The 15,756-nt window shown below is 43.7% G+C and carries 11 protein-coding genes; 10 read left to right on the top strand and 1 reads right to left on the bottom strand.

Features of this window, described 5'->3' with window-relative positions:
• Positions 1-4 precede the first annotated feature (4 nt).
• The 10 genes from BLQ87_RS21175 (at position 5) to BLQ87_RS21130 (ending at position 15,321) form a co-directional block, all read left to right on the top strand.
• A complete protein-coding gene (locus BLQ87_RS21175) occupies positions 5-1,081 on the top strand; it encodes a cytochrome-c peroxidase (RefSeq protein ID WP_074610694.1) in 1,077 nt (358 codons plus the stop codon).
• Positions 1,082-1,135: 54 nt separating this feature from the next.
• Entirely contained in the window at positions 1,136-1,987 is an 852-nt protein-coding gene (locus BLQ87_RS21170) for an MbnP family protein (protein WP_074610693.1), read from the top strand.
• A 5-nt stretch (positions 1,988-1,992) separates the two neighbouring features.
• Positions 1,993-3,054: a cytochrome-c peroxidase gene (locus BLQ87_RS21165; RefSeq protein WP_074610691.1), complete on the top strand. Its 1,062-nt coding sequence runs from the start codon at positions 1,993-1,995 to the stop codon at positions 3,052-3,054.
• Between the two features lie 33 nt (positions 3,055-3,087).
• The gene (locus tag BLQ87_RS21160; protein WP_317048288.1) at positions 3,088-4,017 is read left to right on the top strand and encodes a transporter family protein; all 930 of its coding nucleotides are present in this window, start codon (positions 3,088-3,090) and stop codon (positions 4,015-4,017) included.
• 146 nt (positions 4,018-4,163) lie between these two features.
• Positions 4,164-4,742 (top strand): sigma-70 family RNA polymerase sigma factor, encoded by a 579-nt coding sequence (locus BLQ87_RS21155; protein WP_074610689.1) that lies wholly within the window; start codon positions 4,164-4,166, stop codon positions 4,740-4,742.
• A gap of 73 nt (positions 4,743-4,815) precedes the next feature.
• On the top strand, positions 4,816-5,865 hold the full coding sequence (locus tag BLQ87_RS21150) for a FecR family protein (RefSeq protein ID WP_074610688.1): 1,050 nt from the start codon (positions 4,816-4,818) through the stop codon (positions 5,863-5,865).
• A gap of 292 nt (positions 5,866-6,157) precedes the next feature.
• Positions 6,158-9,676: a TonB-dependent receptor gene (locus BLQ87_RS21145; protein WP_083361982.1), complete on the top strand. Its 3,519-nt coding sequence runs from the start codon at positions 6,158-6,160 to the stop codon at positions 9,674-9,676.
• 70 nt (positions 9,677-9,746) lie between these two features.
• Entirely contained in the window at positions 9,747-11,534 is a 1,788-nt protein-coding gene (locus BLQ87_RS21140) for a RagB/SusD family nutrient uptake outer membrane protein (RefSeq protein WP_074610684.1), read from the top strand.
• 95 nt (positions 11,535-11,629) lie between these two features.
• A complete protein-coding gene (locus tag BLQ87_RS21135; RefSeq protein ID WP_074610683.1) occupies positions 11,630-12,751 on the top strand; it encodes an acyltransferase family protein in 1,122 nt (373 codons plus the stop codon).
• 47 nt (positions 12,752-12,798) lie between these two features.
• Entirely contained in the window at positions 12,799-15,321 is a 2,523-nt protein-coding gene (locus BLQ87_RS21130) for a family 20 glycosylhydrolase (RefSeq protein WP_074610681.1), read from the top strand.
• Between the two features lie 235 nt (positions 15,322-15,556).
• Here the strand turns inward: BLQ87_RS21130 and BLQ87_RS21125 are convergent, their stop codons facing one another.
• Positions 15,557-15,751: a hypothetical protein gene (locus BLQ87_RS21125; RefSeq protein ID WP_074610679.1), complete on the bottom strand. Its 195-nt coding sequence runs from the start codon at positions 15,749-15,751 to the stop codon at positions 15,557-15,559.
• Between the last annotated feature and the right edge of the window lie 5 nt (positions 15,752-15,756).

Raw genomic sequence — 15,756 nt, 5'->3', positions numbered from 1 at the left:
ACACATGACCAGCAATTCTGCTTTTCTACGTATTGCTGCCGGACTTTTCTTCTGTGCGGTGCTGATTTCCTGTAAAAAGGAGGCACCGCAGGAAGAACAGCCTGTGTTGCTGCATGAAGCTCAGCTCCACCTGCCAAAGGAATTCCCTCAAATTCAGATCGATCCCGACAACCCTTTAACGGAAGAAGGAATTGAGCTGGGGAGAAGGCTTTTTTACGACATCAGGTTGTCCGGAAACAACAGGATCGCCTGTGCTTCCTGTCATAGGCAGGAACTGGCCTTTTCCGATGGTTTAGCCCTGAGTAATAAAGGCTTTTCCGGACGGCCACTATTGCGCCATGCTCCGGTATTGTTTAACCTGGCATGGGCAAATCAGGGGCTTTTCTGGGATGGAGGAGCTAAAAACCTGGAATCGCAGGCTTTTGGGCCACTCACGGCCGAAGACGAAATGCATCAGGATCTTTATGAACTGGAAGCAGAGCTGAAGGCCATACCGGATTATGTGAATCAGTTTAAACTCGTCTTTAAACAAGAAATCCGGTCAACAGATGTGGTAAAAGCCTTGTCGCAATTTCAACGGACGCTGATCTCTGCCAATTCACGCTATGATCAATACCTGCGGAAAGAGGCAATGCTTTCCATAGAAGAGTTGAATGGCATGAATCTGTACCTCGGAAAATGCAGTGCTTGTCATAAGGGGGCATTATTTACCGATCAGGCTTTCCATAACAATGGCCTTGACGCCAGTTTTGGCGATGAAAAGGAAGGGATCTATCAGGGGCATTTCAGGGTGAGTTTTAACCCTGCCGATCTGGGAAAATTCAAAACCCCTTCCCTGAGAAACGTCTTGCTCAGTGCACCATACATGCATGATGGAAGGTTCAATACGATAGCAGAAGTACTGGAGCATTACAATTCAGGGATAAAAGCTGCTCCGACTGTGGACTCCATCCTTTATCAGGACCATGGCGCTATAGGCATTCCCCTCACTGAAACGGAGAAAAAGGAATTGATTGCTTTTCTAGGAACACTTACTGACGAATCATTTATTACGAATAAAAAACATGGAAATCCATTTTGATGCGCTTGTCATCAACGGCCTCAAAAGCGGTTTTCTAATGATAAAAAACAAAAGATGAACAACATAAAAAACTTTAAATGGGTACTGCTGGGCGGTATCTTTCTGATCTTATCTGCCTGTTCTAAAAAAGAAGATGCAGCTCCGGAATTTGTAGCCACAAATCTGGCCCCTTTTTCCGTAGAGTTCGACAATATTGTCGGAGAACGGACTTTTTCGATTAACAATACCGGAAGCCCATATACCAATGCTGCGGGGGAGAAATTCTCTATTTCTTTTCTGCAATATTTCATCAGCAACATTAAGGTTGCGACTGCTTCCGGTCAGGAATACACCGTTAAGCAGGACGACAGTTATTTCCTGATCAATGGTGGCGATAAAACGACCCGTTTTGCCAAGGTAAATGTCCCGGAGGGAGATTATACCCGCTTAACCTTTACCGTAGGGGTAGACAGTTTAAGAAGTACTATGCCTGTGGAAAAGCGGACCGGAATCCTGGACCCTGCCTATGGCGGTGGCCATGATTCAGGGGGCATGTATTGGGGCTGGCAAAACGGCTATATCTTTTTCAAATTTGAAGGAAATTCTGCGGTAATCTCTGATGATCAAAATGGCGACCCTTCCGGTAAAAAGCAGTTCAAATACCATATTGGTGGTTTTGGCGGTTATAATGCGCCAACATTAAATAATATCAGGACGGTGACTGTAGACCTGAAAGCGGCCGGAATTGCCAAGGTGAGAAAGGACCGTCAGAGCAATGTCCATCTCTTTGTAGACCTGATGAAAGTCTTTAACGGAAAAAATGCGTTTAGTATCGCGGCACATCCGAACGTCATGTTTGGTGATTTTAGCGCGAACATTGCCAATAACCTGAGCGAAATGTTCAGACATGACCATACCGAAAATTAGTCGCCATGAATAAAAAACACTGGATGACGCTGTTCCTGATGGGCGTCTTTATTCTGGCTTGTAAGAAGGATGTGGCCCTGAAAGGCAACCCTGTGATCGATAAGATTGCGGATTTTCTGGGCTTTCAGAAACCGGCAAACTTCCCGGAGCCTGTCTATAATTTCGCCAACAATAAAATCACTAAAGAAGGCTTTGAATTGGGAAGGGCTTTGTTTTATGAACCCCGGCTATCCCGAAACAATACCATTACCTGTGGTTCCTGTCACATTCAATCCTCTGCTTTCACGCAGCATGGACATGATGTGAGCCATGGGATCGACGACCGCCTGGGAACGCGCAATTCCCCGCCGATTATGAACCTTGCCTGGAACAAATCGTTCATGTGGGGAGGTGGGATTTATGACCTGGATTTACAGCCCATTGCACCTATTACGACGCATGAGGAAATGGACGAAAAACTGGAGAATGTATTTAATAAACTCCGGCAGCTTCCCAGGTATACGGAAATGTTTAAACGTGCTTTTGGAACGGAGGAGATCAGCACTGCGAGGTTTATGAAAGCATTGTCACAGTTCATGCTCATGTGTGTCAGCAGCAATTCCAAATATGATCAGGTGATGAGAAAAGAAGGAAATGCCGCTTTTACTGCAGAAGAACAGGAGGGATATACTTTGTTTAAGCAAAAATGCGCTTCCTGTCATAGTGAACCCCTGTTTACCGATGGCGCTTTCCGGAACAATGGCTTAGGACCCAGCCCGATCAATGATCAGGGTTTATACCTGGCTACCCTCATCAGTACGGATAAGTATAAGTTTAAGGTGCCTTCTTTGAGGAACCTGCGTTATACGGCTCCATATATGCATGATGGCCGGTTTTTGAGTCTTGGGGGGGTGCTGGAACATTACAATTCGGAAGTTCAGGCCACTGCGAACCTGGATCCTTTACTCCTGCAGGGAGACCGGCGGGGGATCGCTTTAACAGAAAATGATAAGGCAAAGCTGACCGCATTCTTATCCACTTTAAATGACGAAGAGTTTATCAATAACAAACTTTTGTCTGAACAATAACAAGGTCTTATAACGATCAAAACAACGAGAATAATGATGAAGAAGAAAATAATAATTAGCCTGATCCTGTTGTGCTCCACTGCATTTGCCAGTTTTGCCTGCGACATTTGTGGCTGCGGAGTAGGAAGTTATTACCTGGGCATCCTCCCCGAGTTTAACAAAAGATTTATAGGGTTGAGGTATCAGCATAAGAGTTTACAGACACACCTTGGCCCATTGGGGCAAAGAACGCCGATTACTGCCGATGAAACTTATCAGAGTGCAGAGCTCTGGGGAGGCTGGAACATCGGAAGTCGCTTTCGGATTCTGGCTTTCGTGCCTTATAATTTCAATAAAAGAGAAAGTCAGACTGGTAATGGAACCAAAAATGGGCTTGGAGACATTGCGCTGATGGGTTATTATAAACTGCTGGACAAAAGCGGCACTCTTGGGGAACGCCTGCTGGTACAATCGGTCTGGATTGGAGGAGGGATAAAAGTGCCTACAGGAAAATATGAACCTTCCGAAAGACTGGTCATTCAGGAATCTCCCAATAACTTCCAGCTGGGAACGGCAAGCACTGATTTCACCCTAAATGCGGCCTACGACATCCGTTACAATGACCTGGGGTTGAACACAAATGTGAACTATAAGATCAATACGGAAAACAAATACAATTATCGTTATGGAAATAAGCTGACGGCAAATATGCTGGCCTATTATAAGTTCAGACTGGCAAATGTGGTTACTGTAGCCCCCAATGCAGGTGTTTTATATGAGACCGCCGATAAAGATGTAGAAAACAATAAGTATAATGTGGAAGTCTCCGGAGGTTATTCCTTATCCGCTGTTGCGGGTATAGAAGTGGCAATGAAAGGCCTTTCTTTTGGTACCAATTACCAGAATGTACGCGCTCAGGACCTCGCAGGAGGCAGGGCAAAAGCAGGAAACCGGGTAATGGTACATATGTCTTTACCCTTTTAGGCGAACTTTTAGAGGAACGTCACTCAGCAGGGGCTGTCAATCCTGCTGAGTGATTGGTTAGTTAGGTGCAGATAATTTTTTATCGCCTTTTGACTTTTATTGTTAAATTTGTTAGACCCAGACTAACTAACTATCCTAACTGCCTTATGAACCTTTCAGTCCTGACAGATGATGAACTGGTCGTTCTTTTTAAAGACGGCAGCGAACGTGCGTTCAGGGAGATTTACACCCGTTATTGGAAAGGTGTCTTCCAGGTAGCTTATAAAAAGACACATTATAAGGAGCTTGCAGAAGAGCTCACCCAAAATCTTTTCGTAGACCTTTGGCGCAGACGGGAGACGGTAGTTATCGGTTCCATCAGTAATTATCTTTTTGGAGGCTTGAAATACAGCATTATTAACCATTATAAATCTCAGCTGGTAAGAGAGAACTATCAGGATCACCTGAAGGTCCTAAAGAATGATACGGTAGAAAATACCGATTATCTATTGATGCTCAATGAATTGTCTGGTGCTTTGACCGATGGGATTGCCAGGTTGCCCAAGAAAACGGGAGAGGTGTTTAAGCTGAGCAGACTGGAACATTATTCTGTAAAAGACATCTCCCGGGAGTTGAACATCTCCGAAAAGGCAGTGGAGTACCACATCACCCAATCCCTCAAATCGATGCGTTTTCATTTGAAAGATTACCTCTTTTTACCCATCCTCCTCAGCCTGTTTTTATAAAAACAGAAAAATATTTTTATTTTCTTTAGGGATCGCCCGCCTTTAGCTTACATATAGTTTAAAAGCTATAATAATGAGTAGAGAAGCATTTCATCTTTTATTGGACAGATACCTCCAGGGAACATGTACAGACGAGGAAAAACGAATCGTTGAAGAACTTTACGGAATGCTTGATAAAGAAGACCTCGATGAGATTAACCCCAGGGAAATCAATACCATGGAGCAAAAGCTTTGGGACAGGATTCATGTGGACATCTCCGCTCCGGAAACAACAAACCCTGTTTTCTTAAAACACAGCAGGCGCTCCGCAGGAATGTGGAGGGGTATTGCTGCTGCGGTTGCTGGTTTTCTGTTGATCACCGGTTACCTGTTTTTTAAAGAAGAAACCCACATTCCAACGTTCCTGGCAGTTCAATCTGTACAAGACGTTAAGGAATGTACCAATACCTCGGGAAAACCCGAGAAGATTACCTTTGAAGATGGCAGCTCTGTTGTCCTTGAAAAAAATGCGGTAGTTAAATATCCGGCTCATTTTAACAGCGATGTCCGGGAAGTGACCCTGGAAGGGGCGGGTTTTTTCGAAATTAGTAAAGATGCTTCAAGGCCTTTTATGGTTTATAGTAAAGATGTGATCACCAAAGTTCTTGGAACGAGTTTCATGATCAGAACAAGCGCATCAGGTAAATCAACCGAAGTTTCTGTTCATACCGGGAAAGTTCAGGTTTCTCCGGTTTCCGGCAGACTGGCGATCGTGAAAGGAATTCTGGGTACAGATAAAGCCATTTTCCTGACTCCTAATCAAAAAGCAGTATTCATCAGTGATCAGAAAGTGTTTGAAAAAACGCTGGTCAGCAATCCGGAACCGGTAACGGCAGAACTGCGCAGTGCCGAAGTTAAGGAAGCCTTTGCTTTCAATGATGCGCCATTGACAGAAGTGATTGCACAGCTTAAAAAGACCTATGAGATCGATTTTATTGTAGAAGACGGGGCTTTATATAACAATACGTTTACGGGAGACCTTTCTGAACAGAGCTTATATAATAAACTGGATTTTCTATGTGAGTCTATAAAAGCGACCTATGAAATCTCGGGAACAAGCATCATCATTAAGCGTAAGAAATAACAAACGATAAGAAATAACAGGTCAAAAGATTTAAACCAGCAGCGTTGCGGGACCTTGCAGGAGCGAATCTGATCTGAATAATAGGAGTAACCTAATTAACCAATCAACTAACCAACCAAACCAACAGCGTATGAAAAAGAGAAACTTTTACTAGACCAACTTCCAAAAAAAAACTGACAATGTTGCGGGACATTGCCAGTTAAATTAATTCTGAACGAAATTTTTCACATTAACGAACAAAACTTCTAAAGGTATGAATAAAAAGCGATTTGTTGCTTTAATAATAACAGCAATGAGAATATCTGTAAGCCAAATATTTCTTGTGATCTTATTTACCTGTAGCACCTTTGCAAAAAAAGTAGAGGCACAGGCAATATTGAACAAAGAAATTTCTATCAATATTACTGAAGGTAAAATAAAACAGATCTTAAAGGAAATCCAAAACCAGACTAAGGTAAAGTTTATTTATAGCCCTTCCATGATCAGATCCGAGCGGATCGTCTCTTTAAACGTAGTTAATAAACGTCTGGGAGACCTACTGTCGGAAACGCTCGCTGCTCTTAACATCACTTATAGGGTGGTGGATCAGCACATTTTATTATACGATAAAGACAGCTTTGCCGCTGCGGAAGCAGAAGCGAAAAAAACACAGATCGTCATCAAAGGACAGGTGAGCTCCACCAAAGGAGAAACCCTGCCCGGCGTAAGTGTAAAAATAAAAGGCACTTCCATCGGTGCAATGACTGATGCAAACGGTAATTATGCAGTTACCACAACTTCAGCAGATGCGGTTTTGGTGTTTACTTACATCGGTTTTAAGACCAAAGAGGTTGCCGCTGCAGGAAAAACTACGGTCAATGTCCAGCTGGAAGAAGAAGCTACCTCCTTAGGTGAGGTGGTGGTGGTGGGATATTCGACACAAAAGAAAAAGGACCTGACGGGTGCAGTCTCAGTGGTCAACGTTTCTTCCATGATCAAACAACCGGTTTCCTCGGTGAACAACCTGTTACAGGGCCAAGCATCCGGTGTAACCGTATTGGGCTCCGGACAACCAGGTGAAGAACCTCAGGTGAAAATCAGGGGGATCAATACTTTCGGAAATAACAGTCCGCTATACGTCGTAGATGGGGTGCCTACCCAAAGTACTTCCGACATCAATCCCAACGATATTGAATCGGCGCAGGTGCTTAAAGATGCGGGCTCGGCTTCTATTTACGGTTCCAGGGCTGCAAATGGGGTGATCATCCTGACGACTAAAAAAGGAAAAGGGAAGATCCAGGTGAACTATGATGCCTATTATGGTACGCAACGCCCTAAAACCGGAAATGTATGGGATATCCTGAATCCTCAGGAAATGGCAAATTTAAAACGTCAGATGCTGATCAATTCCGGAGAAACTGACCTCAATGATGCGCTTTATGGAAATGGACCTACTTATGTCGTTCCTGATTACATTTTGCCGAGAGGCGCAAAAGAAGGCGATCCGGGAACAAATCCTTCTTTGTATAATGTGAAACCTTTTTTCACCCCTGCGGAGTATGCTGGTTTTAACAGGATCACCCGGTCCAATAAAAACGGAACAAACTGGTATGAAGAAATTTTCAGTCCGGCACCAATTACAAGTCATAATGTTACGGTGAGCGGTGGCTCAGATCAGGGGAATTACCTTTTTTCTGCCAACTATTTTAATCAGGAAGGTACCTTGATGGAAACTTTTCTGACCAGATATACGGTGCGCTCCAATACACAGTATAACATTGGTAAAAAAATCAGGATAGGCGAAAATATTGCTTATTCCCTTAAAAATAACCCTAAAATTGGCGGGTTGACGGGCGATAATGCCATTGGTCATGCTTTCCGTCAGCAACCCATCATTCCGGTATATGACATCATGGGAAATTATGGTGGTTCTTTTGGTGGTGGATTGGGCGATGGTTATAATCCGGTAGCGATGCTGAACAGAACAAAAAATAACAGGGCAACAGACAACAGGTTGTTTGGAAATGTCTTTGTTGAAGTTGACCTGCCTGCATCACTTACGCTTCGCAGTTCATTTGGAGGAGCCAACTATTCGGGTGATTCCAGATCATTTGTTCATCCTCAGTATGAAAATTCTGAGAATAACATTACCAATACCTATTCTGAATCTTCTTATACAGGTTTTGAATATACCTGGACAAATACACTTGCTTTTACGAAGGTCTTTGACAGACACAGTGTAAAGGCCGTAGTAGGTACAGAATACCTTAGAAATCGCGACAATACGCTGAGTGGGAGCAATAAAGGCTATTTCTCTTTTGATCCCAACTTTACCAATCTGAATACCGGAAGCGGTCCGAAAGATTCTTCAAGTGAGCGTGATGCCAGTGCGATGTTCTCTTTGATCGGACGTCTGGATTATAGCTTCAACGACAGGTACTTAATCGGTGCAACGCTGAGAAGGGACGGTTCGTCTAAATTCACAGAAAATGTATATGGTTGGTTTCCTTCCGTAAGTGGGGGATGGAGAATCTCTCAGGAGTCTTTCCTGAAAGATGTGAAATGGCTTACCGATCTGAAAATCAGAGGAGGATATGGTGTAATGGGGAATCAGCTGAACGTAACCAATGGAAATGGATTCAATACTTTTAGCAGTTCCATCGCGCCTTCGTATTATGCGATAGGTGGTGGAAACAATGTGGTTTCCGGCTTCTATAAAAATGCAACGGGTAACCCTGGTGCAAAATGGGAGAAAAATACCAATTCAAACATTGGGGTAGATGCAACTTTATTTGGTGGAAAGTTTGAAATCTCCGCTGATTACTACCGTAAAACGATCAAAGACCTGTTGTATAACCCGGAAATGATCGCTTCCAACGGTGCTTCAAGACAGCCTTATGTGAATATCGGCGAAATGAAGAATGATGGATTGGATCTGGCCATCTCTGCACATACCAATATTGGCAAGGATCTGAAATTTAATGCAACAGCTACATTGACCACTTACAATAACCTCATTAAAAAGATTTCTTCTGATGCAGATTATTATGATGAAGATCCGCGTCGCTTTGATGGCAGCGCGATTATCCGCAATAAAGTAGGCCGTTCTGTAAGTGAATTCTTTGGTTATAAAGTAGCAGGTTTCTGGAATTCTCAGGCAGAAATTGATGCGGCAGATTTAAAAGCAAGAGGCATCACCGGTGATGTCAATTCCGTGTATCAAAGTGCGGTAGCTCCGGGGCGTTTCAAGTATGAAGATGTGAATGGTGACGGACTGATTACTGCTGCCGATCGTACTTTCTTAGGAAATGCAAATCCTGACTTTAGTTACGGCCTGAATCTCGGAATGACTTATAAAGATTTCGATCTGAGTATGTTCTTCTATGGTGCCCAGGGCAATTCCATCTGGAATCAGGTGAAATGGTGGACGGATTTTTCTTCTTCATTCGGAGGAGCAAAAAGTCATACTGCATTGTATGATTCCTGGACACCATCTAATAGGAATGCAAAAGCACCTATCCAGGAAAAAAATCAGTCTTTCAGTTCCAATGGGGTACCTAATTCTTATTTCGTAGAAAGCGGATCTTACCTCCGGTTAAAAAATGCACAGATCGGTTATACCTTCCCTGCAAAAACACTTCAGAAAATTGGGGTTGGAAAGCTTCGTGTTTATGTTTCCGGAGCGAATCTGTTTACGATTACCAAGTATTCAGGACTGGATCCTGAGATTGGTACTTCCAGTGCAACGGGAAGCCAGACTGCTTATGGGGTAGACGAAGGCGCATATCCAAGTCAGCGTACTTTCCTGTTGGGATTAAATTTAAATTTTTAACCATTTAATGTTTTAAACAGATGAAACCATCATATATGATAGCTTCATCACCATTAACAATTATATTCCGATGAAAAGATCAACATACATTTTGTTAACTGTATTGTGCTTTACAACGCAGTTATTTTTCTCCTGCAAGAAGGCATTGGAGCAACCGCCATTGGGCTCTTTGACAGAGGGGATTTTAGCCAATAAAAATGGAGTGAACGGTTTGTTAATTGGTGCCTATGCGGCATTAGACGGACAACAAGGTTCTAATCAGGGTTTAGGTGGAGGTGAAGCATGGCATGCTTCACCAAGCAACTGGGTCTTTGGCTCCATCACCGGTGGTGATGCTTCCAAAGGAAGTGACGGGGCAGATCAACCTGCCGTAGATCCCATTGCGAACTTCTACTCTGACGCTACCAATGCTTATTTTAACGGAAAATGGAAGGCCTTATATGAAGGCGTAACCCGGACCAATAACGTGTTAAAAGTAATGGCGAAAGCGACCGATATCATTGAGGCCGACCGTAAAAATATCGCTGGTCAGGCGAGGTTCCTTCGTGCACATTATTATTTTGAATTGAAGAAGTTATGGAATATGGTACCCTGGATCGATGAAACAACCACGATCTTTAACCAGCCAAACAATACAGATATCTGGGTTAAAATAAACGAGGACCTTAAATATGCCTACGATAATCTGCCGCCTACTCAAACAGAGATGGGAAGAGCAAACAAATGGGCAGCAGGAGCTTACCTTGCGAAAGCCTATTTATACCAGCATAAATTTCCGGAAGCACAAGGGTTGTTTGACATCGTCATCTCACAAGGGGTAACGACTACCGGTAAAAAATATCAGTTGAATACGGAATTCTCTGACAATTTTAAGCCGAGTAAAGAAGACAACTCAGAAGTGGTTTTTGCCATTCAAATGGCCGCGAATGTGGATCCAAATGGCCCATCTAATGGGAATAACGGTGATATGCTGAACTTTCCTTATGGAAACAGCCCTTTTGGTTGCTGCGGATTTTTCCAGCCTTCCATTGATATGGTCAACCATTTTAGAACCAACTCTGCCAACGGACTTCCATATCTGAACAATTACAATGATTTTGCAGTGAAGAATGATATGGGCATCAAAGGAACGGAAGCCTTTGTTCCGGACGCAGGAACATTGGATCCAAGGATCGACTGGACTGCCGGAAGACGTGGTGTTCCATATCTGGATTGGGGAATCTATCCTGGAGAACCATGGATCAGAGATCAGCGCTACGGCGGACCTTATGGACCTAAAAAGAACATTTACTGGCAGGAATCACAGGCAACAGATGCCGATCTGACCACCTGGGCACCTGGTTCAGCGATCAATTACCTGGTCATCAGGTTTGCGGATGTCTTGCTGATGGGCGCAGAGGCGGAGGCTCAGGCAGGAAGCCTGAGTAAAGCGGAAGGTTATGTGAACCTGGTTCGGGCACGTGCGGCCAATCCGGTAGGATGGGTGTACAAGTATAAAAACGAGGCAAAGCCGATGGAGGGATTCTCCAATATTCCGGCCGCCAATTATAAGGTAAATGAATATCCGATTGGTGATTTCTCCGGAAAAGGAAAGGATTATGCGTTAAGCGCCATCTATTTTGAAAGAAAAATAGAATTAGCGATGGAAGGACACCGCTTCTTTGACCTGGTACGCTGGGGTATTGCTGATCAGGAGCTGAATGCTTATTTTAATTTCCAGGGCAAGCTGACTTCTGATGTAAGAAACGGAAAATACATTAAAGGTAAAAGCGAATATTACCCGATCCCACAACGACAAATTGATTTGAGCCAGGCCAATGGTACGGCGGTTCTAAAACAAAATTCCGGTTATAACTAGGGAGAAGTGTTCCCCCATTTCTTATCCCTATTGTAATGAAGTAGGGGCGGATGCCCCTACTCATTTATCATATTTATTTGTAACTTCCTCTTCAAATGAACCAACCACAACGTTTTTTATCACTCGATGTTTTTCGGGGAATGACAGTCTGTTTCATGATCATTGTCAACACTCCGGGAAGCGGCGCACAGCCATTTGCCATGCTGGAACATGCAGCCTGGCATGGATTCACTCCCACAGATCTGGTTTTTCCTTCTTTCCTGTTTGCCGTAGGAAATGCCATGAGCTTCTCTATGAAAAAATTCGGACTGATGAAAGATCAGGAAGTGCTGACCAAAATATTTAAGCGAACCTTACTGATTTTTCTGATCGGATACCTGATGTACTGGTTCCCGTTTTTTCATTATAATGATGGCGGAGGGATCAGCCTTTCTCCAATCGGAAACACAAGGATCCTGGGCGTATTACAACGCATCGGCTTGTGTTACGGAATCGTCTCCCTCATGATCCATTACCTGTCCACGAGGTGGGTCATCATCCTCAGTATCTTGTTCCTGCTCGGTTACTGGCTGGTCTTGCTGCTCTTCGGAAACCCAGCCGATCCCTTCAGTATGACCGGAAATGCAGGCCAATACCTCGACCTGTTCCTTCTCGGAGATAAACACCTCTACCATGGTGAAGGAATTGCCTTTGATCCTGAAGGGATCCTCAGTACCATTCCTTCCTGCGTAAATGTGATCATAGGTTATTATGCAGGCCGCTTTATTCAGGAAAAAGGAAAAGGTTTTGAAAGCATAGCGAAATTATTGATGGCCGGAGTATTGCTCGTTTTCCTGGCATGGTGCTGGAATTCAGCCTTCCCGATCAATAAAAAATTATGGACAAGTTCATTTGTGCTGATCACCTGCGGACTGGACCTGATCATTATCGCAGCGCTGATTTACATCATCGAAGTGAAACAATCGGTCAGATGGACTGGCTTCTTTACCATATTCGGTAAAAATCCCTTGTTTATTTATATCGTTGCCGATCTCTTGCTGATCATCATCAATACGCTATTCCCGAAATCTGATTTTAGCGGATGGATCAATACCGTGTTCTTCCAGGCCATTGCCCCGGGACCAATTGGCTCCTTACTCTTTGCAATTAGCTTTATGCTGGTCTGCTGGCTGGTAGGGTACTTTCTTGACCGGAAGAAAATATACATCCGTGTCTGATAGTTTTACAAATAAAATGGAATACATCACCTCATAAGACAATTTAAATGAAACAATATGTGATCGGCTCTTTATTGATTCTGGCCGTAGTGAAAACCGGTTTTGCCCAAAAGACAGCCAGTTTAAAAGCCGCAGACCTTAGTATTCAGCTGGAGATGGTTAGCAGGAATGATGGCAAGACACAATCGCTCTTACGCCTCAAAAACAATGGTAAGGCTGAGCTTCCTGCTTCAGGATGGAAGATCTATTTCAACTCCAGAGTGGTAAAAACATGGGCTAAAGATTCGACAATTGCGACTATAAAACATGTAAACGGAGACCTGTTCTGCCTATCTCCATTGAAAGCCTTTAAAACAGTTCCTGCCGGAGCGGAGCTTCAACTTCAGCTGGCACTGGAATCGATGAACAATGTGACAGAACGCCCACAGGGATTTTACCTGGTATGGGATAGAAGTCCTGATCATGCAGCGTCCATCTCTAAACTGACCTACAAACCCTTTCCGGAACACTTAAAAGAAGAACAGGAACTGGCAGCGAAGGTTTACCAGCGAAATACAGGAATAAAAGAGATTCGGGAAAGCGATTTGCCAGCGGTATTTCCAACTCCACTTAGCTATATCAAGCAGGAAGGTGTTTTTAAACTGAGTCCTGCTGTTCAATTGGTTACAGGAGGTGTTTTTGCAAAAGAAGTAAAGGGATTTGCAGATGAGCTTGCTAAAATTTTAGGAAAGACACCGGTTGTGGTCAAAGCTTCGGAAAAAGGGGGCATTTTCTTCGAGCAGGAAAGCTCGATGGCTAAAGAAGCCTATGAACTGAGCATCAGTTCCCAGAAAATCGTGATCAAAGCCGGAGATGCGGCTGGCGCATTTTATGCGATCCAGTCGTTAAAAATCATGTTTCCGGCAAAAGCCTGGGCAAGTGTGCAAACGGCCATCAGCCTCCCGGCAGCAACGGTTAAAGATCAACCGCGATTCGGATTCAGGGGTTTTATGATGGATGTAGGCAGAAATTTTCAGCCAAAATCAGAAGTGTTTAAAGTATTGGACCTGATGGCTCTGTATAAACTGAATGTCTTCCATTTTCATTTAACGGAAGATGAGGGCTGGCGACTGGAAATTCCGGGATTACCGGAACTTACTTCCGTAGGTGCACAGCGTGGACATAGCGAGGGGGAGCATAAAAGTATTCTTCCTTCTTATGGATCAGCAGCTACTGCCGGAACAAATTCCGGAAGCGGTTTTTTTACCAAAGCAGATTATGTAGAAATTCTTAAATATGCCACTGCAAGACATATCCTGGTGATTCCCGAAATTGAAACTCCGGGACATGCGCGGGCAGCGATCAAATCAATGGATGCCAGGTATTCGAGGTTGATGAAAGCCGGCCAGAAAAGCGAGGCAGAACGTTACCTGTTAAGAGACCTGAATGACCAGTCTAAATATCGTTCTGTTCAGGGCTTTGACGACAATGTGGTCAATGTTGCACTGCCTTCTACCTATGCTTTTCTGGAAAAGGTAACTGATGAGCTGATCGCCATGCACAAAGAAGCAGGAGCGCCGCTGACGACGATCCATTTCGGAGGAGATGAAGTCCCGGCAGGAGTCTGGGAAAAATCAGCTGCTGCAGATCGGTTGTCGAAAACAGATCCTGAGGTTAAAGGAACGGATGCGCTTTGGTACTACTATTTCAGTAAAATGAATCAGCTGTTAAAAGCAAGGGGACTATACCTGTCCGGATGGGAAGAAATCGGACTCCGTAAAATGGAGGTTAACGGCGAAAAGAAAATGCTGCCGGAACCCCGCTTTGTAAATGAAAACTTTCATGCGGATGTTTGGAACAACCTGACCGGTAATGAAGACCTGGCCTATAAAATGGCGAATGCCGGATATAAAGTTGTTTTAACACCGGTAACCAATTTCTATATTGACCTTGCGGTAAATCCAAGCTTTGAAGAAAGAGGGCAGAATTGGGGTGGTTATGTGGATGTAGACAAACCTTTTTACTTCATCCCTTACGACTATTATAAAAACGTAAAGGAAGATGAACAGGGGAACCCTGTTGACCTCAGTGTTTTTAAGAATAAAGAGCGGCTGACGGAAAAAGGAAAGCTGAATATTGTTGGTCTGCAGGCACCATTATGGAGTGAAACCATAAAAACACCCGCACAACTGGAATACATGTTGTTGCCAAAACTTTTAGGTCTTGCTGAAAGAGCATGGGCCAAAGATCCGGAATGGGCAACGATAACAGATGTGGCAAAGGAGAAAGCAGCCTATGATCAGGCATGGTCGGAATTTGTCAACGTTTTAGGCAAGAAAGAGCTGCCACGTTTAAGTTATTATTCAGGAGGTTATCAATACAGAATTCCAACTCCCGGGGTGCGGATTGACAATGGACAGTTGGAGGCCAACCTACAGTTCCCGGGTTTTATCATTCGCTATACCACGGATGGAACAGAGCCAGGAAAAAACAGTGAGATTTATAAAACAGCGATCCCTTTTAAAGGAGCGGTAAAACTGCGTGCTTTTGATCGGGCAGGAAGAGGGGGCAGAACAATTCTGATCAAATAAGCTTAAATCATCATCCGCATACCCGCTTACAAAAAGTAAAAAAAGACCAAAAAAAACAGGGATAAATCGGAGAGATCTATCCCTGTTATAATGTGGTTGATCCACCACAGACCAACCTAAACCAAACAAACTGATCATATAACGGACAATGTTGTAAAAAAGTTTTCAGGTTTAAAAATAAAAACAATTTCATGACAATTGGAATCGATTTAGCGGCGCTTTAGAGCGCGAAACGCTATTCTTCATCATGATATAAAAATTCCATTCCTTCCGGCGTAATAGAAGAGGAGTGCTGCACACTGGACCTGTCGATCCGGATGTATCCCAATCTTTCCAATTCTTCGTACTGTTCTTCCATTCCTCCTAAAATTGAGGAACTAACTTGCTGGTCAATAATTTCCAGTAATGATTTCATAGCTTCTTTTTCCATGGCAT

This window comes from Pedobacter steynii (assembly GCF_900103665.1).
Lineage (GTDB): Bacteria > Bacteroidota > Bacteroidia > Sphingobacteriales > Sphingobacteriaceae > Pedobacter > Pedobacter steynii.
The sequence above is the reverse complement of the archived record's forward strand: the minus strand, read 5'-3'. Positions and strand labels throughout refer to the sequence as shown.

Coding starts and splice junctions, on each gene's coding strand:
- BLQ87_RS21175 (WP_074610694.1), top strand. CDS start 5: ATGACCAGCAATTCTGCTTTTCTACGTATTGCTGCCGGACTTTTCTTC.
- BLQ87_RS21170 (WP_074610693.1), top strand. CDS start 1,136: ATGAACAACATAAAAAACTTTAAATGGGTACTGCTGGGCGGTATCTTT.
- BLQ87_RS21165 (WP_074610691.1), top strand. CDS start 1,993: ATGAATAAAAAACACTGGATGACGCTGTTCCTGATGGGCGTCTTTATT.
- BLQ87_RS21160 (WP_317048288.1), top strand. CDS start 3,088: ATGATGAAGAAGAAAATAATAATTAGCCTGATCCTGTTGTGCTCCACT.
- BLQ87_RS21155 (WP_074610689.1), top strand. CDS start 4,164: ATGAACCTTTCAGTCCTGACAGATGATGAACTGGTCGTTCTTTTTAAA.
- BLQ87_RS21150 (WP_074610688.1), top strand. CDS start 4,816: ATGAGTAGAGAAGCATTTCATCTTTTATTGGACAGATACCTCCAGGGA.
- BLQ87_RS21145 (WP_083361982.1), top strand. CDS start 6,158: ATGAGAATATCTGTAAGCCAAATATTTCTTGTGATCTTATTTACCTGT.
- BLQ87_RS21140 (WP_074610684.1), top strand. CDS start 9,747: ATGAAAAGATCAACATACATTTTGTTAACTGTATTGTGCTTTACAACG.
- BLQ87_RS21135 (WP_074610683.1), top strand. CDS start 11,630: ATGAACCAACCACAACGTTTTTTATCACTCGATGTTTTTCGGGGAATG.
- BLQ87_RS21130 (WP_074610681.1), top strand. CDS start 12,799: ATGAAACAATATGTGATCGGCTCTTTATTGATTCTGGCCGTAGTGAAA.
- BLQ87_RS21125 (WP_074610679.1), bottom strand. CDS start 15,751: ATGGAAAAAGAAGCTATGAAATCATTACTGGAAATTATTGACCAGCAA.